Origin of the sequence: Exiguobacterium sp. HVEsp1 (genome assembly GCF_002009685.1) — a bacterium.
Lineage (GTDB): Bacteria > Bacillota > Bacilli > Exiguobacteriales > Exiguobacteriaceae > Exiguobacterium > Exiguobacterium profundum.
The window spans coordinates 259717-276750 of sequence record NZ_KV917367.1; the positions used below are offsets into that span (position 1 = coordinate 259717).

The window sequence follows — 17034 nt, forward strand, 5'->3', positions numbered from 1 at the left end:
TCACACTCTTTTTGGAAAGAGATGGTATCATGAACAATGTGTGAAAGATGTAAGCGATTTATAAGGAGGACTTATGATGAAAAAGATGATGACACGGTTTGGGGTCGTGTTTGGACTCATCGGGTTATTCGTACTCGGTGCGTGTGGTACGGAGAAAGAAGCGGAGAGCGCGGCTGTTCCACAGTCAATGGAACCGGTCGAGGCAGAGTTGACGGTAGAGGCAACGGCTAAAAAGGGAGAGGCGGTACCTTTATCAGTAACAGTCACGCAAGATGGTCAACCTGTAGACGATGCGGATGAAATCAAGTTCGAGGTATGGAAGAATGGTGCGAAGGAAGAAAGTGAAATGATCAAGGCGTCACTCACGAAAGACGGTATCTATGAAGCGGAGACGACGTTCGCGGAAGAAGCGGTCTATACGGTTCAGGTTCACGTGACAGCGCGTTCGATGCACACCATGCCGACGACAAACGTGACGGTTGGACATCCAGAAACGGCTGCTGAAGCAGAAGAAGAGAGTGAGCATCATCACCACGCTGGAGCGGATATCACGCTTGACCCGAAAGAGGCGACAGCAGGGGAAGAACAACCATTCATGGTACACGTCATGATTGAAGACGAGATACTCGCAGGGGCGGAAGTACAACTCGAAATCTTCCAAGATGGGGCAGAGAAGCATGAGTGGGTGAAGTTAGAGGAAGCAGATACTGGGATGTATAAAGGTGCACACACCTTTGCTGAATCAGGCGCATACAACGTTCAAGTCCATGTCACGAAAGGTCATGATATTCATGAGCACGTCATGGAGACGGTAAACGTTAAATAAAAAATCGGCTCACGTTGAGCCGATTTTTTATTATGCATTTTGGTAAAGGGATTCAACTTGTTGTTGAAGCGCTTCGTTCTCCAAGTACTCATCGTATGTTGCTTCTTTGTCCACGATGCCATTCGGAGTCACTTCGATGATGCGTGTCGCGATCGTCGAGATGAGCTGATGGTCATGTGAGCTGAAGAGAAGCACGCCTTTGAACGACTCGAGACCGTTGTTGAGTGCTGTGATCGATTCGAGATCCAAGTGGTTCGTCGGATCGTCAAGGACGAGTACGTTCGAGTTCGAGAGCATCATCTTCGAGAGCATGCAGCGTACTTTTTCTCCTCCTGAGAGGACAGACGCCTTCTTCATGACTTCTTCACCTGAGAAGAGCATACGGCCAAGGAATCCACGAAGGAACGTGTCTGACTCATCGGCAGGTGAGAACTGGCGCAACCAGTCGAGGATGCTCTTTTCTGAGCCCTCGAAGTACTCCGAATTGTCTTTCGGGAAGTATGACTGAGTTGTCGTGACGCCCCATTTGACTGACCCTGTGTCTGGCTCCATCTCACCCATGAGAATTTTGAAGAGTGTCGTGATGGCAACGTCCGAACGACCGACGAATGCGACTTTGTCCGTCTTGTTGAGTGAGAACGTGACGTTGTCGAGTACTTTTACACCATCGATCGTCTTCGATACGTTATCGACATAGAGAACATCGTTTCCGATCTCGCGCTCCATCGTGAATCCGACGAACGGATAACGACGTGACGACGGACGGATGTCATCAAGTGTGATCTTATCGAGCAACTTCTTACGAGACGTCGCTTGACGTGCTTTCGATGCGTTCGAGCTGAAACGTGCGATGAAGTTTTGAAGCTCTTTGATTTTCTCTTCTTTCTTCTTGTTCTGGTCTGCCGCCATACGTGTAGCGAGTTGGCTAGACTCATACCAGAAGTCGTAGTTCCCGACATACAATTGGATTTTTCCAAAGTCGAGGTCGGCCATGTGCGTACAGACTTTGTTCAAGAAGTGACGGTCGTGGGAAACGACGATGACTGTGTTTTCAAAGTTGATCAAGAATTCTTCTAACCATTGAATCGCTTTTAGGTCAAGTCCGTTGGTCGGCTCGTCTAAGAGGAGGATATCTGGCTTACCGAAGAGCGCTTGGGCAAGAAGGACTTTGACTTTCTCCCCACCTGTGAGTTCGCTCATTTGTTTCTGGTGGAGCGCTTCAGAGATACCAAGACCTTGGAGGACCATCGAGGCTTCCGACTCTGCTTCCCAACCGTTCAACTCAGCGAATTCTCCTTCGAGTTCAGCTGCGCGCATCCCGTCTTCATCTGAGAAGTCTTCTTTCATGTAGATGGCGTCTTTTTCTTTCATTACTTTGTAGAGACGCTCGTGACCCATGATGACGGTCTCGAGAACTGCACTGTCCTCATACGCGTAGTGGTCCTGTTTGAGGACGGCGAGACGTTCGCCCGGTGTGATGCTGACATCACCCGTCGTCGTATCTTGTTCACCTGATAAAATCTTTAAGAATGTCGATTTTCCGGCACCGTTCGCACCGATTAATCCGTAACAGTTGCCTGGCGTGAACTTGATGTTCACCTCTTCAAACAACTTGCGACCGCCAAATTGTAGGCTGACGTTATTTACTGTAATCATGTATGGTATCCCTCGTTTTTCTGATTAGTTTACGACGTGTATTGTATCACGTTTTTGAAAAACGCGCAGTCGCGTAAAGAGTGGAAGTGAAAAATGACTCTATTCGGTAATTCCCAACATATCATATGTTTAGTAAAAACATAACGTTTCACTTAATACATTTGGTTACTTGAAGTGAGACGTTGTGTCAAAGCAACGAAGTAAACGAATTCCTTCAGGGGAAATAGTGCAGTTCAGTTGCCATATTTCTAATCCGGAAGGTATCGCATCGTTAATCAATTGACGAATTAGATGGTCTTGTTTTCGGTTGGGATTACCGGTATAAATTGGTGCGTCATATAAAAAAACATATAAGAGGACTGCTCTTCCGGTTTGGGGTAGAGTGGAAATCAGAGCGTAGAGATGACGAATCAAACGTTCTGTTTCGATGGGTCGTTTCACTCGTCTACGTTTAAAGTGTGGGAGAGGAATAGTGAGTAGTTCGCTGAGCGGAGCCTTCACTTCCATGAAGATTCCATCAATCTGAAAATCGATCCGTGCACCGTCAGTTACTATTTCACGTTTGATTCCCCTCGGGGTTGAGAAAGCATCAAGCTGGTTCTCGAGTAAGAAAGCTTCAACATAGTCGTTTACACGACCTTGATTGATTCCAATCCATTGTTCACCATCGACTGAAATGGCTTCGACTGTAAAGCGAGTTTTACGATTCGAGTCATAGGTTTCTGAGACGAGGCAGGGGATGTTTTCAAATATAATATCTCCAATCCTTCCTGTTACAGGACAATGGCAAGGCGCGAGCAAATCATCAACGAGTACGTCCATGACAAAGCGATTACGTCTGTTTACAATTATCGCTTTTTTCAAAGGTTCTTCAAATAAAATCATTGCCACTTTTACGTGAAATGACGGTATTCAACTCAAATGCTACATTTCCTGCGAGTGCGCGTGAAATCATACATTGATCTTTCGCTTTTTTCGCGATGCGTTCAACAAGTGTGATCTCTCGATCCGTCATCTCTGTAGGTACTTGAATCGTTGTCGCATAGCGAATCGTCTCGTAAGTGAAGATGCCGTTCGTCACATCGACGATGCCTTCCGCATCAATCGTGATGCCACGGTGAGTCAGGTCACTCCGTCCGAGTACGGCTGCGAGGGTGATGATATAACACGTGGCCGCTGCCCCGAGTAACATCTCATCCGGATTCGTGCCGACTCCGGGACCGTCCATCTCGGGTGGGATCGAAATCTGTGTCTTTAATCGCTCGGCCTCGAGGGTACCGACGTCATTTCGTCCGCCATCCCAGCCGAGGTTCATGCTAAATGTATGCTTCATCAAAAATCGCCTCCAATGTCTCTAGTGTAAAAGAGAACGATTGGAGGCGCATGTGTTATGCTTGTGCGCGCTTCGCGAATGTGCGAAGTGTTTCGATGATAACCGTTGTTGCTTTTTCCATGTTGTTCACAGAGATGTATTCAAACTTCCCGTGATAGTTTTCGCCACCTGTGAAGATGTTCGGCGTCGGAAGGCCCATGTAAGAAAGTTGCGATCCGTCTGTCCCACCACGAATCGGTTCAATCTTCGGTTCGATGCCAAGGCCGCGCATGACGTCAGCGACGGTATCGACGATGTGTTTCACTGGTTCGATTTTCTCGGCCATGTTGTAATACTGATCTTCCATCTGGAGTTCAATCCGTTCTTCCCCGTATTTTTGTTTCCATTCGAGGACAAGTTTCTCCATCAACGCTTTACGTGCTTCGAACTTTTGTTTGTCGTGATCGCGGATGATGTATTGAAGCGTCGTCTTCTCGACGTCCCCATTGAAGCCGTTCAAGTGGAAGAACCCTTCGTAGTTGCTCGTACGTTCCGGTGCCTCATCAGCAGGCAAACGGTTTTGGAACGCCATCGCAAGCTTCATCGAGTTGACCATCTTGTTCTTGGCGCTACCTGGGTGCACGTTCGTCCCGTGGAAGGTGACGGTCGCACCGGCTGCGTTGAAACTCTCATACTGCAACTCTCCAAGTGGACCGCCGTCCATCGTGTAAGCGAAGTCCGCATTGAATCGGGCGACATCGAATTTATGTGGTCCACGTCCGATTTCTTCATCCGGTGTGAAGGCGATGCGGACCGGCCCGTGTGGAATCTCAGGATGAGCCAATAAGTATTCGATCGCTGTGACGATTTCAGCGATTCCTGCTTTATCGTCCGCACCGAGGAGTGTCGTGCCGTCCGTTGTCATGAGCGTATGCCCGACATACCCGTCCAGTTCTGGGAAGTCTTTTGGTGATAACACGACATGAAGCGACTCGTTCAAGACGATGTCGCCACCTTCATAATGCTCGACGAGTTGAGGGGAGACGTTCGTTCCTGTGAAATCGGTCGCCGTATCGACGTGAGCAAGGAAGCCGATTGTCGGGACGTCATAATCGACGTTACTTGGAAGTGTGGCGAAGAGATAGCCGTATTCGTCCGTCTCGACGTCTGTCAGTCCGAGTTCTTTTAATTCTTTCTCCAAATGGCGAATCAAATCCCATTGTTTGGCCGTCGATGGTGTTGTCGTACTTGTGAAATCCGACTGTGTATCAATCTTCGCGTACGTCATTAAGCGTTCAATTAATTTTGCTTGCATGGATTGCCCTCCTCTAATAAGTTTCATCTTCATTAGTTTATCACGCGCAATCGAAGTCGAAACAAAAAAGTCGCGCCCATCGATGGACGCGACCTGTTCAAAAGAGAAACGGATATAGAATCGGCAAGATAAACGAGGTGAAGATTGCGGTCAATCCCATTGCGGCACCACCTGTTGCACCGGACAACGGATGTTCCGTTGCCGCCTGAGCGGTCCCAATCCCGTGACTGATTGTGCCGAGTGTGAGTCCACGCGTGAACGGGTCGTCCATACGAATCCACGTCAATAAGACCGGTCCGAGCATCGCCCCTAAAATACCGCAGGCAACGGCGATCGAGGCCGCAAGTGTTGCATCCCCCTCTAGTTGTCGAGCCAATTCAAGGGCAATCGGGGACGTTGCCGATTTGACCGATAGTGCAATCAATACGTTTTCGGTGAAAGAAAATAACTTGCCGAAAAGTACAGCCACGAAGATTGTGGAAAGTGACCCGATGACAATCGCGCTCAGTGCTCGCTTTGCCCGTGCGAGTAGTACGGGTAAGTTGCGATAGAGCGGTAATCCGAGGGCGACCGTCGCTGGTCCGAGTAAGATGGTGATGAGATCGGTAGCCGGTTCATACGCATCATAGGACTGTCCTGTCACGAGTAACAGAAGAATCAAAATCGCTGTACTTAAGAAGACGACATTGGTGAACGGAGATGCCCACTTCATGGAAAGTCGACGACTGAGCGAATACACGAGAATCGTCAATCCAATCCAAACGTATGTCATGATATCTCACCGTCTTTCCCGGAAACAAACGCCGTCACGACCATCCCGACCGCCATGCTGGCGAGTAACGTGATAAGGAGCGGGATACCGGCAGCTTTTAACAACGTGCCGTACGCCATAAGGCCGACGGCAATAGGGATGAAGAAGAAGGCGAGATGCTTCGTCAAATATCCGGCACTGTCCTCAATCCATTCCACGCGAATGACTTTTGTTACTAAGAGAATGAGCAACAGCACCATGCCGATGACGCTGCCTGGTACTTTCCACGAGAACGTCTCAACAATCCAGTTTCCGAGCGTGCTCAATCCGAATAAAAGAGCGAGCCCAATCATCCATTTTAATAATTTCATATACATGACTTCCTTTCACGTCATTCAAAACGTATGAATCTTCTCAAATTCAACGAGAGAGGTCAAGAAAAGGGTATAACAAAAAAGGTAAGGGGTACATACGTTCGGGATGCTATACTACATCTATCATAAACAAGCGGGGTGCCGAGATGGAACTAAAAACGATTGAGCAATTTATTCAAGAGCATGGATTACAAAACAGGGAAGACATTTTACATGCGTTCACAAAGCGGGTCAATTTGACAACTTTGCCACGGACAACAAGGGAAGAAGTAGCGGTTGGCCATTCTAAGTTTGGCGGATATCCTGACTTACCACACGCAGACTTGCATCCTGGAGAGAATATGACGTTTTTAGCTCAGTTTCGTTTAAGTGATTTAGCTGAGTTTGAATCCGTAGATGCACTCCCGAAAGAAGGGGTGTTGTCTTTCTTCTATGATTTAGAAGAACAACCTTGGGGAGATGTGGATGAACGTCATCTTTGGCGTGTTCTGTTTACTGAAGAATCGAAACTTGAGCGAGTGCGAGTTGGGGAAGCATTAAATGAACGTGCCGTTTCCTTTAAAGAAAGCTATGCAGAGAATGAATACAGTTTATATGAGCTGCTCGACGAAGAGATGTACGATCGGTTACTCGAACGATTCGAACAAGAAGAACTTCATGCAATCGGTGGACATCCGAGTGAAGTGCAAGGTGACGTTTTTGAAGAGATACAAGAAACATATGGGGAACGATTCGATCATCCTTTCCTATTGTTTCAAATGGACACGTCTGAAGAGTTAGACGTCATGTTCGGGGATGCAGGTATTCTCTATTTTCTCATTCCGGAAGATGCTCTCCGTGCCAAACGGTTTGGAGAAACCGAAATCATTATGCAGTGTTATTGAACGCAAAAAAGGGAGCCGACTCGAATGAGTCGACTCTCTTTTGATTATGCTTGTTTTTTCTTACGGAATCGTGCGAAGAACTCATAGACGATTGGTACGATGAGCAACGTGAGAAGTGTCGAACTTGTGAGTCCGCCAATCACGGTGACCCCGAGACCTTTCGAGATGAGGGCGCCACCCTCGAGACCGAGTGCGAGTGGTGCGAGTGCACCGATTGTCGCGAGTGCGGTCATCAGAATTGGGCGAAGGCGTGTGCCCGCTGCCTCAAGTAACGCTTCACGTGTTGATAAACCAGCTTCTTCTTTATGAATGACGCGGTCAATCAAAACGATGGCGTTCGTGACGACAATCCCGATCAACATGAGTGCCCCGATCAAGGCAGAAACCGAAATCGTTTCACCCGTGATGAGAAGGGCGACGAGTCCCCCGATAATCGCATACGGAAGTGAGAACAACACGACGAATGGCGTGAGTGCCCCACCGAATGTGATGACGAGAACCAAGTATACGATGGCAATCGCGGCGAGCATCGCAAGACCGAGCTGTGTGAACGATTCTTGAATCTGTTCCGTTACACCGCCGACATCATACGATACGCCAGACGGAAGCTCAATCTCTGAAACGCGTTCTTCAATCGCAGCAGACGCTTCTGTCGCTTTATCTGTGCTGAGTTCAACACTTACTTGCGCAAGCAGTTTTCCGTCGCGCTCGACGAGTGTGTCCGGTGTTGTGCCTTCTTCGATTTCAATGAAGTCTGAAATCGGGCGTGGTCCGAACGGTGTCGTGATTTCTTGTGCTTGCAGGTCATCGACACTGTCATACGTCACTTGCTCGTTCGGGATGACGACGTCTAACTGTTTTTCATCCACTGTGACACTTGTAAGTGGACTTTCTGGTGCCTGGAACTGACTGATGACTTGCGCGATTTGACCTGCCGACACACCGGCTTCTGCAGCGGCCTGTTGGTCGACGTTGAACGTGTATTGTACATAGGACTCACGTAAGTCAGATGTCGCTTGACGGACATAATCCGTTTCCTCTTCAATCGTTTCGATGAAAGTCGGCACGATGGCTTCTAAATCTTCAAGGGAGTTGGCATAGACGTTGTATGTGACACCGCTCGTTGCGCCGCCACCTGAGAAGTCTTGTTCTTTCCATTCCCCGTTCGAAGCGAGTTCGTTCAATTTCTCGATATCAGCTAACTTCACATCCGCGAAGTCTTCCGTATCTGGATCATATTGAACGATGAAGATTCCTTGTTTGTTGTTTCCGGGGTTCAGCGGGTTCTCTCCACCGACCGTGAACTGAACATCGGTTGCGTTCGGTTGTTCTTCCATGAAGTATTCTTCTGCCACTTCTGCTGCGGCAATCGAATCTTCAAGTGTTTGACCAGGTTCTGGGTCGAACGTGACGAACAACGTCTTCTCCGAATCCTGATTCAAGAAGTTGACCCCAATCGCTGGGACAAGGGCAAAGCTACCAATCAATAGGGCAGTCGCGAGACCGAACACGACGAGTTTATGGTTCAGTGACCAGTTCAAGACGCCACGATACCATTCCGCGAGCTTGCCTGGACCTTCTTCTGGCTTCAACTTGTCGCGGTTTTTAAAGAACGAGTCGGCCATCATTGGTACGACCGTGATCGCCACGAGTAACGAAGCGAGTAATGCGAAGACGACCGTCAATGCGAACGGCAAGAACAATTCACCGACAAATCCAGTGACAAATCCGAGCGGTAAGAATACCGCGATCGTGACGATGGTCGACGAGGCGATCGGGATGAATACTTCTTTTGTTGCCGCGATAATCAACTCTTTACCGCGAAGTGGTTCGTTCGAACGCGTGAGTCGACGGTAAATGTTCTCGATGACGACGATGGAGTCATCGACGACGCGACCAATCGCAACGGTCATTGCACCGAGCGTCATGATGTTCAACGTGATGTCCAATTGCTTCAAGACGATGAGTGCCATGAGAAGCGATAACGGGATCGAGATGACAGCGATGATCGTCGATCGGAAGTTACGTAAGAACACTAAGATGATGAGGATAGCGAACAACCCACCAAGTAATGCTTTAGACAACATCGTTTCGACCGACTCTTCAATCGGTTGTCCTTGGTCGAGTGTGATCGATACATTCGCCGTATCGTTTTCAGCTTCGAAGTCATTCAATACTTCTTTGACGGCGTTGACGACATCGACCGTGTTCGCATCTTGTGTCTTCGTCACTTGTACGCCGATTGAGCGTTCACCGTTCGAGCGAGAAATCGATTCTTCGATTCCTTTGTCCTCGATTGTCGCAAGTTCACTCAACGCGACAGTCGGAACCGTCGTCGGAACGTTCGGTGGTAATGCCGATGGTGTTTCCGTCGGGACCTCTGTTGGCACGTCTGGCGTTTGACCAGGTGGCAATTCCGTCGGGGCAGACGGTGTCGTCGGCGTTGATTGTGCCGGTGAGTAAGGGATTTGGATGTCGCGGAACGCTTCGAGCGTCTCCGACTTGCCGTCGATGACGACCGCTTGCTCCGTATCACCTAATTCATATAACCCGAGCGCAATTCGAGCGTCATTCGCTTGAATCAATTGTTTGACCGTATCTTCTGTCAAATTGTATTCTGCGAGCGCTTCTTGGTCGAATTGAAGTTCGACGCGGCGAATCTCTTGCCCGGCAATTTGGACGGTTTGCGCACCTTCCACTCCTTCAAGGGCAGGCTGCACTTCTTCCTCGACGAGTTTTGTCAATTCGGCCAAATCAAGACTCTCATCCGAGATGGCAGCCCCGATTACCGGGAAAGCATCGAAACTGAGACGCGACACTTGTGGTTCTTGTGCCGACTCCGGCAATTCGACGTTGCTTAACGCATCTTTGACCTGCTGTTCCGCTTCATCCATATCGGTGCTGAAATCGTAATCGATTTGGATGTTTGAAGCGTTTTGGAATGACGAAGAACGGACTTGTTCCACACCATTTAAATTCTGAAGACGATCTTCTAACACGGTGCTGACTTCTTCGAGCACTTGCTCAGGGGATGCACCTGGATAAATGGTTGTGACCGAGACGGTCGGTGTCGTAATGTCCGGTAACGTCTCGAGCTTCATCGTCAGACCGGCGAAAAGACCGGCGGCCGTCAAGATGATCGTCATCAACCAAACCGCGAACTTGTTGTTGACGGAGAAGGACGTGATTTTCTGCATGGGTTTTTAATCTCCTCTATATATTGTTTTATGATTCACGATCGATGTCGTGGGCTCGTTCAATCAAGCGTGCGATAATCGCTTGTTTGAGTTCGGCAGGGGGAACACCGACACCGAAGTGTTCGGACATCATCATACCTTCGAGTGCATAACGAATGATCATGGTTTCCATCGGGTCGGCCGTTTGTTGGAACTGTGCGAAGAACGTATCTAAATCATGTTTCCAACGATTGGCGTACTCTTGGTCGACTTCGAACAACGTGAGAAATGCAATCATCTTCTCGACGTCGATTTGGATGGCGGCACGCTCAGGATGTAACTTCGTTTCATCAAATAGACGAACGAATGCCTCGACAGGTCCATGACCTTCTTGTTGCAATGAAGCATATAGCTCGTTTTGTTCTTGTTGTAATCGTTCGACCATCGCCGTCATCAACGCTTCTTTTGAAGGATAATGATAAAGCAGTCCACCTTTAGATACACCCGCAGTCTTGGCGACTTCATCTAAGGTAAGTTGATGCACGCCGTGGTTCATGATGATGTCGGTTGCCGCATCCAACAGCTTTTGCTTTGTAACGTTCGATCGGTTTGACATATCTTCACCTCTTTCTGTACCGACCAGACGGTTTGTTTGATTTTACTATATCGTTCGTATTCCTTTGAAGTCAAGAAATGATGCCCTCAAAACTGTCAACAAGTACACATTTAGTGTGATAGCGATTGCAAAAAAGTCTTGACTTGAGAATGATTATCAGTGATGATAGGTACTGAGAGTAATTATCATTACCAGAGAGAGAAATAACCGAACGTGGGGGAATGACAGATGAACAAAAAATATGCAGCTTTAGGAATTTCAGCAGCGTTAACGACATCGCTCCTTGCCGCTTGTGCAAGCACAGATGAGACAGCTTCAAATGAAGGCTCAGACGATTCGAACGTCGTCAATGTTTACTCGAGTCGCCACTACGATGTCGATCAACAATTATACAAGCAGTTTGAAGAAGAAACAGGCATCAAAGTCAACGTGGTGGAAGGAAAGAGTGACGAACTTCTCGAGCGTTTGAACACGGAAGGCGAAAACACAGAAGCAGACCTCTTCATCACAGCAGATGCCGGAAACTTGTATCAGGCAAAAGAAGCAGGACATCTTCAAGCGGTCGATAGCGATGAGCTTGAGTCAAACATTCCTGAAAAATATCGTGACACGGACAACGAATGGTTCGGTTTGACGAAACGCGCGCGTGTCATCGTCTACTCAAAAGATCGCGTGAAACCAGAAGATTTGTCGACTTACGAAGCGTTGACAGAAGAACAGTGGAACGGCAAAGTACTCGTCCGTCCATCTGAAAACATGTACAATATCTCACTCCTCGCATCGTTCATCGAAGTGAACGGTGTCGATGAAGCGAAAGAGTGGGCGAAGGGCTTAGTGAACAACATGGCACGCGACCCACAAGGGAACGACCGTGACCAAGCGAAAGCGGTCGTCGCCGGTGAAGGGGACGTGGCCATCATGAACACGTACTACATGGGGCTTATGTTGAATTCTGAAGACGAAGAAGAGAAGAAAGTCGCTGAACAGCTCGGTGTCTTCTTCCCGAACCAAGATACAACAGGCACACACGTGAACATTTCGGGTATCGCCATGACGAAAGCATCGAAGAATACAGAAAACGCTCAAAAATTGATGGAGTTCATGTCAGAACCGTCAGCACAAGAAAAGTTTGCGAGTGTGAACTACGAATATCCAGTCAACGAGTCGGTTGAGCCGAACGAACTTCTTCAATCATGGGGCGAGTTCAAAGAGCAAGACATCAACCTCTCTGCACTTGGAGAAAACCAACAAGAAGCAATCCGCATCTTTAACGAAGTGGGTTGGAAGTAAGATGACTTCGGCTTGAACGAGAGTTCAGGCCGGAGATTTTTGCGTTCTTCACACCCTAAGCGCTACACGGGATGCACAGAAACTGATATGATGGGACAGGAATTGATAGTTTACAGAACGGGAGCGGTACGACATGAACTGGCACGCAGTAAAACGACAACTGAATGGATGGGCGATCCTCAGCTTTCTCGCGATTTTATTGATCGTCTTGCCGGGAATTGTCGTGCTCGTCGAATTGTTCGCCCCGGTCAATGACAATTGGCAGCACATTCAGGAGTACCTGTTGCCCCGTTACGTGAGAAACACGTTGTTCATTATGGTGGCTACCGGTGTCTTGACGACCGTGATCGGGACGAGTCTCGCTTGGTTCGTGACCGTTTATGATTTCCCGTTCCGTCGCTTCTTTAAATGGGCACTCATCCTGCCGCTCGCGATTCCGCCTTATATCGGGGCGTATACGTATCACGGCATTTTAAATTACACCGGAGTGATCCAAACGACACTACGGAATCAGTTCGGGATCACCGTCGATCAGTCGTACTTCAACATCATGTCGATTCAAGGAACCGTGTTTATTTTCACGTTGTTCCTCTATCCATACATTTATACGATTACACGAGCGTTTCTGCATAACCAATCATCCTCGATGATTGAGAACGCACGGATTCTCGGTCGCGGCTCATGGGACATCTTCTTCACCGTCGTCATCCCGATTTCCCGAGTCGCCATCATCGGCGGTGTCAGTCTCGTCTTGATGGAAGTGCTCAATGACTATGGTGTCGTGAAATACTTCGGGATCCAGACGTTCAGTACCGCTATTTTTAGCACATGGTTCGGGATGAAGGATACGTCGTCGGCGCTGAAGCTTGCGGGCACACTCATGATTCTCGTCATCGCCATCTTGACGATGGAACGACTCGTCCGAGGACGAAAGCAGTTCAGTTACGCTTCGACGAAAGTGAAGCCGCTCAAACCGAGACCGCTTCAAGGTTGGCATCGCTATGCGGTATTCGCATATGTTTCTATCGTCTTTGCCATTGCATTCGTCATTCCGTTCACGCAGTTGACGGCCTGGACGTTTCTGACGTTCGATACGGTCTTCACGGAAGAATTTTGGCAACTCGTTTGGAATACGGTACGAGTCGCCTTTACCGCAACCGTGATCATTTTACTGTTCGCACTCATCATTGCGAACTATACACGACTCTTCCCGTCGAACATGACGCGTGTCATTTCGAAAGTGACGACACTCGGGTATTCGATTCCGGGAGCGGCCATCGCCATTGCGGTCATCACGCTCTTCTTGTGGCTCGATGACAAAGTGCTCAATTTGGCACGGGCGCTCGACTTGAGTCAGACATTCGTGTTCCGGACGACGCTCATCATGCTCATCTTTGCCTACGTCATTCGCTTCCTCGCCATCGGCTACAACTCAATCGAGAGCGGGTTTGAGAAGGTCGGGAAGTCATTCACGGAAGCATCCCGTATGCTGGGGTGGAACACGGTCCAGACGTTCTTCCGCGTCGATATCCCGATGATCAAAGGCGCCATCATGAGCGCGTTTATCCTCGTCTTTATTGATATTATGAAAGAGTTGCCATTGACGCTCTTTTTACAACCATTTAACTTTTCGACGCTTGCGACACAGGCGTTCAAATACGTGAGTGATGAGAAGATTCACGAAGCGGCACTCGCTTCCATCGTCATCGTCCTCATGAGTGGACTGTTGATATTCGTTTCCCACAAGGTGCTTGATAAGGAGGCCGACTAATGTTCGTTCAAATCAACGATTTACATTTTAGCTATAAAGGTGCGCATGAAGAGACCATCAAAGGGTTCTCGATTTCGATTACAAAAGGTGAAATCGTGTCGCTTCTAGGGGACAGCGGATCGGGGAAGAGTACGATTCTCCGTTTGATTGCAGGACTCGAGATGCCGAACCAGGGCGTCGTCGTCGTGAATGACTGTGTCTGTTGCGACGATTGCCAGTTCATGCCGCCAGAAGACCGTGGCGTGGGGATGGTCTTCCAAGACTATGCACTCTTCCCGCACATGACCGTTGAAAAGAACATTCGATTCGGTCTCCATAAACTGAACCGCAAGGAGCGGAATGCGCGCGTCGAAGAGATGCTCGCACTCGTTAACTTGACGGAGTTCCGTCACCGCTATCCGTACGAACTCAGTGGGGGACAACAACAGCGTGTCGCGCTCGCGCGTGCACTCGCACCGAAACCGTCACTGTTGATTCTAGACGAACCGTTCAGTAATCTCGATACGTCACTTCAACACCGGATTCGCGACGATTTGCGTCGTCTCTTGAAGCAGACGGGCACGACGACGATCTTTGTGACACACGATGAAGAAGATGCTGAGGCGCTTGCCGATCGCATCGTCTATCTCGGAGAAGGCAAAATTAAAAAGCAGGTCATGACGGAGAACAACAAGACGTTCAACCCGCAAATTCCTTGCTTCGTATAAACAACAAAAGACCCCTTACTCATTTCTAAAGCGAGTAAGGGGTCTTTTTGTCATTTTGTCATCTCGGAAGGTTTTGACTCATTTCCAAGTTGGTCAATCGCAGTCACGTAGTAGGATGCATTGTTCTCATTTGTGACCTCGATACTTTTTCGTGCATGGGATGGGATACTTTCGATATGAGTCGCTTTTCCGTCGATGATTTCATAGATCCGATATCCAATCACGCTCTCTTGACGAACGGCGTGCCATGTCAATAAGTTACCTTTCAGTTCGACTGCCGTCGGTGTCTCGAGATCGACAGTTTCGTTCAGTTCGGTATCCACCAGCTCTGTATAGACGACGAATCGTTCATCATAGCCCCCGTCCCCGAACGTACCCGAACAGGTAATCAAATTTAAGTTCCGATTTGTTGTGGCACCGAAAATCTCTTCGATTGGCGCGGTTTTCGTATCATAGCGTTCTGTTTTTGTGACGCGGAACCGGAGTGTGTTACCCGCTTCATCTTGAATCAGAACGTCATCGCCTTTTGTCAGTTGATCGAGTTGATAAAAGATAGCCGGGCCGGTCTTGCTGTCGACGTGACCGGCAATCACAGCATTTCCTTTGCTACCCGGTGTGACACCGGGTTCGAACCACCCGACCTGGTTCTCATCTTCTGGTACACCCATCTGTTTATTATCGAGGACCCCGACTTGTTCGATGGCGGTGTCGACATCGATTTTAGGGATCTGGATTTGAACAGGGGTGACGGCCTTGGCGTTTTCTTCTTCCTCGGCTAAGCGTAGCTTTTTCACCTCTTCCTGTAGAAGTGAGAATTCAGCCGTTAAATCCGGGCTCTCCTCTATTTGTTTTTCTTCTACAGGTGGTGACGACGATTCTTGGGCGCTCGTCCACGTCCAGAAGCTAAAACAAAAGAGAGAGAGCGCCAGAAACAAAAGGCGCTTGTTCATGGGACTCCCTCCTTATTGATTATTGTTCAGATACTTTACGTTTGCGAAGCGTTACGAAGGCGAGTAAGATTCCGCCAAGTACAGCTAATCCAGCGTAGAGAGTGTTCATTGATTGTTCTTGTGCACCACCGAGACCTGTTTCAGGCATCTCTTCAGGCATCATTGTTTCTTCGAACTTGTCAGGCATTTGTGTCACGATCGCGTTACCGAGTGTTTCACCAACACCGAACATGAACGCATATCCTTCACGGAATGACATCCAAGCCGCTTCTGCATCGCCAGCGACATATTGATCGAATGTGTCGAGTACGAGCGCTTCGTGCTGTTTGATTGCTTCTTCACCGGCAGCTTGTGGTAAGTTACCTTCTGTTGCTGCATCGAGGAATGTGCTGAAGTCGACAGCGAATTGGTCGAGGCGCATACGCGCATCTTCGATCATCGCTTCGTCTCCTTCGAGTGTAGCGGCAACGATGTCACCTTGTGCTGTGATGTGATCTGAGTTCCATACTTTCTCGAACTGTGCTGCACCTTCGTCACCATATACGGATGCGATGGCTGCTTTGAAGTCGAGTGTGTTCTGGTCTTCTGCCCATGTCACGTAGTCATAGTCCTCTGCTTGGTCGTACCCTTTTTGCATACCGATCGCAGCGAGGGCGAAGTGCTCACCTGCAAGACTGTTCAATGTTGAGCGGAGTTCAACAGCTGGTGTGTCGGCTCCAGTCGTAAATTTGTCAGGCATTTGTGTGACGATTGCACCCGAGAGAGCTTTACTGATGTTGAACATGTGCTTGTAGCCTTCACGGAACGTCATGTAAGCTTCTTCGTAATCTCCTTCGACATAGTTATCGAATACAGAGAGGACTTGGTCTTCATGAAGTTCGAGTGCATCAGCTGCTGCGTCCTTCGGTAAGTTCCCTTCTGTCGCTGCATCGAGGAATGTTGAGAATTCTTCTACGAACTCATCAACTTCCGCTTCAGCTTCCATGCGTAGTTCCTGGTTGTCTGATTTTGCTGCTTCTACGAAATCAGCTGAGTAGTCGTTGTGACCACGGAAGATTTCTTCAAATTGTGCAGCGCCTTCTTCACCGTAGATGGAAGCGATGGCTGGTGTCATGTCGAGCGCGTTTTGATCGAGAGCTTGATCCGCGACCTCAGCATCTGCTGCCTCGTCGTATCCTTTCATCATCGATGTGACGGCTAAGACGTAATGCTCAGATAAGAGTTGATCGAGTGTGGCGCGAAGGTCACCTGCTGGTGTACTTGCTGTCGGCGTGTGATCCGCTGCCTGTGCGTTGACTGGTACGAGTAGTCCTAAGGCTAGTGCCGGTGCTACGATTTTGTTTAACGTCTTCTTCTTCATGGGTAATCGCTCCTTTTCGTAAGTGAGTGTTGTCGTTATTTACACC

General features: G+C 48.7%; 15 protein-coding genes. 5 read left to right on the forward strand and 10 right to left on the reverse strand.

All coding sequences use genetic code 11. The annotated features are described in order from the left end of the window. The first annotated feature begins 76 nt into the window (after positions 1-76). Positions 77-826: a FixH family protein gene (locus BV910_RS01285; RefSeq protein ID WP_078146072.1), complete on the forward strand. Its 750-nt coding sequence runs from the start codon at positions 77-79 to the stop codon at positions 824-826. Positions 827-856: 30 nt separating this feature from the next. Here the strand turns inward: BV910_RS01285 and BV910_RS01290 are convergent, their stop codons facing one another. From BV910_RS01290 to BV910_RS01315, 6 genes are all read right to left on the reverse strand, one after another. Continuing rightward, a complete protein-coding gene (locus tag BV910_RS01290; RefSeq protein ID WP_015880408.1) occupies positions 857-2482 on the reverse strand; it encodes an ABC-F family ATP-binding cassette domain-containing protein in 1626 nt (541 codons plus the stop codon). 165 nt (positions 2483-2647) lie between these two features. Further along, positions 2648-3367 carry a DNA/RNA nuclease SfsA gene (locus tag BV910_RS01295; protein ID WP_078146073.1) on the reverse strand — a complete coding sequence of 240 codons (720 nt, stop codon included), beginning with the start codon at positions 3365-3367 and terminating at the stop codon, positions 2648-2650. Beyond that, on the reverse strand, positions 3354-3818 hold the full coding sequence (locus BV910_RS01300; RefSeq protein ID WP_078146074.1) for an SACOL1771 family peroxiredoxin: 465 nt from the start codon (positions 3816-3818) through the stop codon (positions 3354-3356). Before BV910_RS01300 ends, BV910_RS01295 begins: the two co-directional genes overlap by 14 nt. Positions 3819-3870: 52 nt before the next feature. Then, on the reverse strand, positions 3871-5109 hold the full coding sequence (pepT, locus tag BV910_RS01305; protein ID WP_078146075.1) for a peptidase T: 1239 nt from the start codon (positions 5107-5109) through the stop codon (positions 3871-3873). A gap of 97 nt (positions 5110-5206) precedes the next feature. After that, positions 5207-5881 carry an LrgB family protein gene (locus BV910_RS01310; RefSeq protein ID WP_015880412.1) on the reverse strand — a complete coding sequence of 225 codons (675 nt, stop codon included), beginning with the start codon at positions 5879-5881 and terminating at the stop codon, positions 5207-5209. Next, the gene (locus BV910_RS01315) at positions 5878-6231 is read right to left on the reverse strand and encodes a CidA/LrgA family protein (RefSeq protein WP_078146076.1); all 354 of its coding nucleotides are present in this window, start codon (positions 6229-6231) and stop codon (positions 5878-5880) included. The genes BV910_RS01310 and BV910_RS01315 overlap by 4 nt, the downstream gene beginning before the upstream one ends. A 149-nt stretch (positions 6232-6380) precedes the next feature. Between BV910_RS01315 and BV910_RS01320 the strand changes: the two genes are divergently transcribed. Then, positions 6381-7118 carry a YwqG family protein gene (locus BV910_RS01320; RefSeq protein ID WP_078146077.1) on the forward strand — a complete coding sequence of 246 codons (738 nt, stop codon included), beginning with the start codon at positions 6381-6383 and terminating at the stop codon, positions 7116-7118. Between the two features lie 44 nt (positions 7119-7162). Here BV910_RS01320 and BV910_RS01325 read toward each other — a convergent pair whose 3' ends face one another. Together BV910_RS01325 and BV910_RS01330 are read right to left on the reverse strand one after the other, a co-directional pair. After that, a complete protein-coding gene (locus BV910_RS01325; RefSeq protein ID WP_078146078.1) occupies positions 7163-10315 on the reverse strand; it encodes an efflux RND transporter permease subunit in 3153 nt (1050 codons plus the stop codon). 28 nt (positions 10316-10343) lie between these two features. Continuing rightward, positions 10344-10910 carry a TetR/AcrR family transcriptional regulator gene (locus BV910_RS01330; protein ID WP_078146079.1) on the reverse strand — a complete coding sequence of 189 codons (567 nt, stop codon included), beginning with the start codon at positions 10908-10910 and terminating at the stop codon, positions 10344-10346. 228 nt (positions 10911-11138) lie between these two features. On the opposite strand from BV910_RS01330, the gene BV910_RS01335 reads away from it, so the two are divergent. The 3 genes from BV910_RS01335 to BV910_RS01345 all read left to right on the forward strand — a co-directional run bounded on the left by BV910_RS01335 (position 11139) and on the right by BV910_RS01345 (position 14678). Then, entirely contained in the window at positions 11139-12200 is a 1062-nt protein-coding gene (locus BV910_RS01335) for a Fe(3+) ABC transporter substrate-binding protein (RefSeq protein ID WP_078146080.1), read from the forward strand. A gap of 133 nt (positions 12201-12333) precedes the next feature. Beyond that, a complete protein-coding gene (locus BV910_RS01340) occupies positions 12334-13971 on the forward strand; it encodes an ABC transporter permease (protein ID WP_078146081.1) in 1638 nt (545 codons plus the stop codon). Further along, complete coding sequence (locus BV910_RS01345; RefSeq protein ID WP_078146082.1) at positions 13971-14678, forward strand: ABC transporter ATP-binding protein; 708 nt, start codon at positions 13971-13973, stop codon at positions 14676-14678. The genes BV910_RS01340 and BV910_RS01345 overlap by 1 nt, the downstream gene beginning before the upstream one ends. 50 nt (positions 14679-14728) lie before the next feature. Here the strand turns inward: BV910_RS01345 and BV910_RS01350 are convergent, their stop codons facing one another. Continuing rightward, positions 14729-15628: a class F sortase gene (locus tag BV910_RS01350; protein ID WP_078146083.1), complete on the reverse strand. Its 900-nt coding sequence runs from the start codon at positions 15626-15628 to the stop codon at positions 14729-14731. A 19-nt stretch (positions 15629-15647) separates the two neighbouring features. Then, positions 15648-16988 (reverse strand): copper amine oxidase, encoded by a 1341-nt coding sequence (locus BV910_RS01355; RefSeq protein ID WP_047795816.1) that lies wholly within the window; start codon positions 16986-16988, stop codon positions 15648-15650. Positions 16989-17034 lie beyond the last annotated feature (46 nt).

Bases quoted from the DNA above. Each gene is read 5' to 3' on its own strand.
- BV910_RS01285 (WP_078146072.1), top strand. From the start codon at position 77: ATGAAAAAGATGATGACACGGTTTGGGGTCGTGTTTGGACTCATCGGG.
- BV910_RS01290 (WP_015880408.1), bottom strand. From the start codon at position 2,482: ATGATTACAGTAAATAACGTCAGCCTACAATTTGGCGGTCGCAAGTTG.
- BV910_RS01295 (WP_078146073.1), bottom strand. From the start codon at position 3,367: ATGATTTTATTTGAAGAACCTTTGAAAAAAGCGATAATTGTAAACAGA.
- pepT (WP_078146075.1), bottom strand. From the start codon at position 5,109: ATGCAAGCAAAATTAATTGAACGCTTAATGACGTACGCGAAGATTGAT.
- BV910_RS01310 (WP_015880412.1), bottom strand. From the start codon at position 5,881: ATGACATACGTTTGGATTGGATTGACGATTCTCGTGTATTCGCTCAGT.
- BV910_RS01315 (WP_078146076.1), bottom strand. From the start codon at position 6,231: ATGAAATTATTAAAATGGATGATTGGGCTCGCTCTTTTATTCGGATTG.
- BV910_RS01320 (WP_078146077.1), top strand. From the start codon at position 6,381: ATGGAACTAAAAACGATTGAGCAATTTATTCAAGAGCATGGATTACAA.
- BV910_RS01325 (WP_078146078.1), bottom strand. From the start codon at position 10,315: ATGCAGAAAATCACGTCCTTCTCCGTCAACAACAAGTTCGCGGTTTGG.
- BV910_RS01330 (WP_078146079.1), bottom strand. From the start codon at position 10,910: ATGTCAAACCGATCGAACGTTACAAAGCAAAAGCTGTTGGATGCGGCA.
- BV910_RS01335 (WP_078146080.1), top strand. From the start codon at position 11,139: ATGAACAAAAAATATGCAGCTTTAGGAATTTCAGCAGCGTTAACGACA.
- BV910_RS01340 (WP_078146081.1), top strand. From the start codon at position 12,334: ATGAACTGGCACGCAGTAAAACGACAACTGAATGGATGGGCGATCCTC.
- BV910_RS01345 (WP_078146082.1), top strand. From the start codon at position 13,971: ATGTTCGTTCAAATCAACGATTTACATTTTAGCTATAAAGGTGCGCAT.
- BV910_RS01350 (WP_078146083.1), bottom strand. From the start codon at position 15,628: ATGAACAAGCGCCTTTTGTTTCTGGCGCTCTCTCTCTTTTGTTTTAGC.
- BV910_RS01355 (WP_047795816.1), bottom strand. From the start codon at position 16,988: ATGAAGAAGAAGACGTTAAACAAAATCGTAGCACCGGCACTAGCCTTA.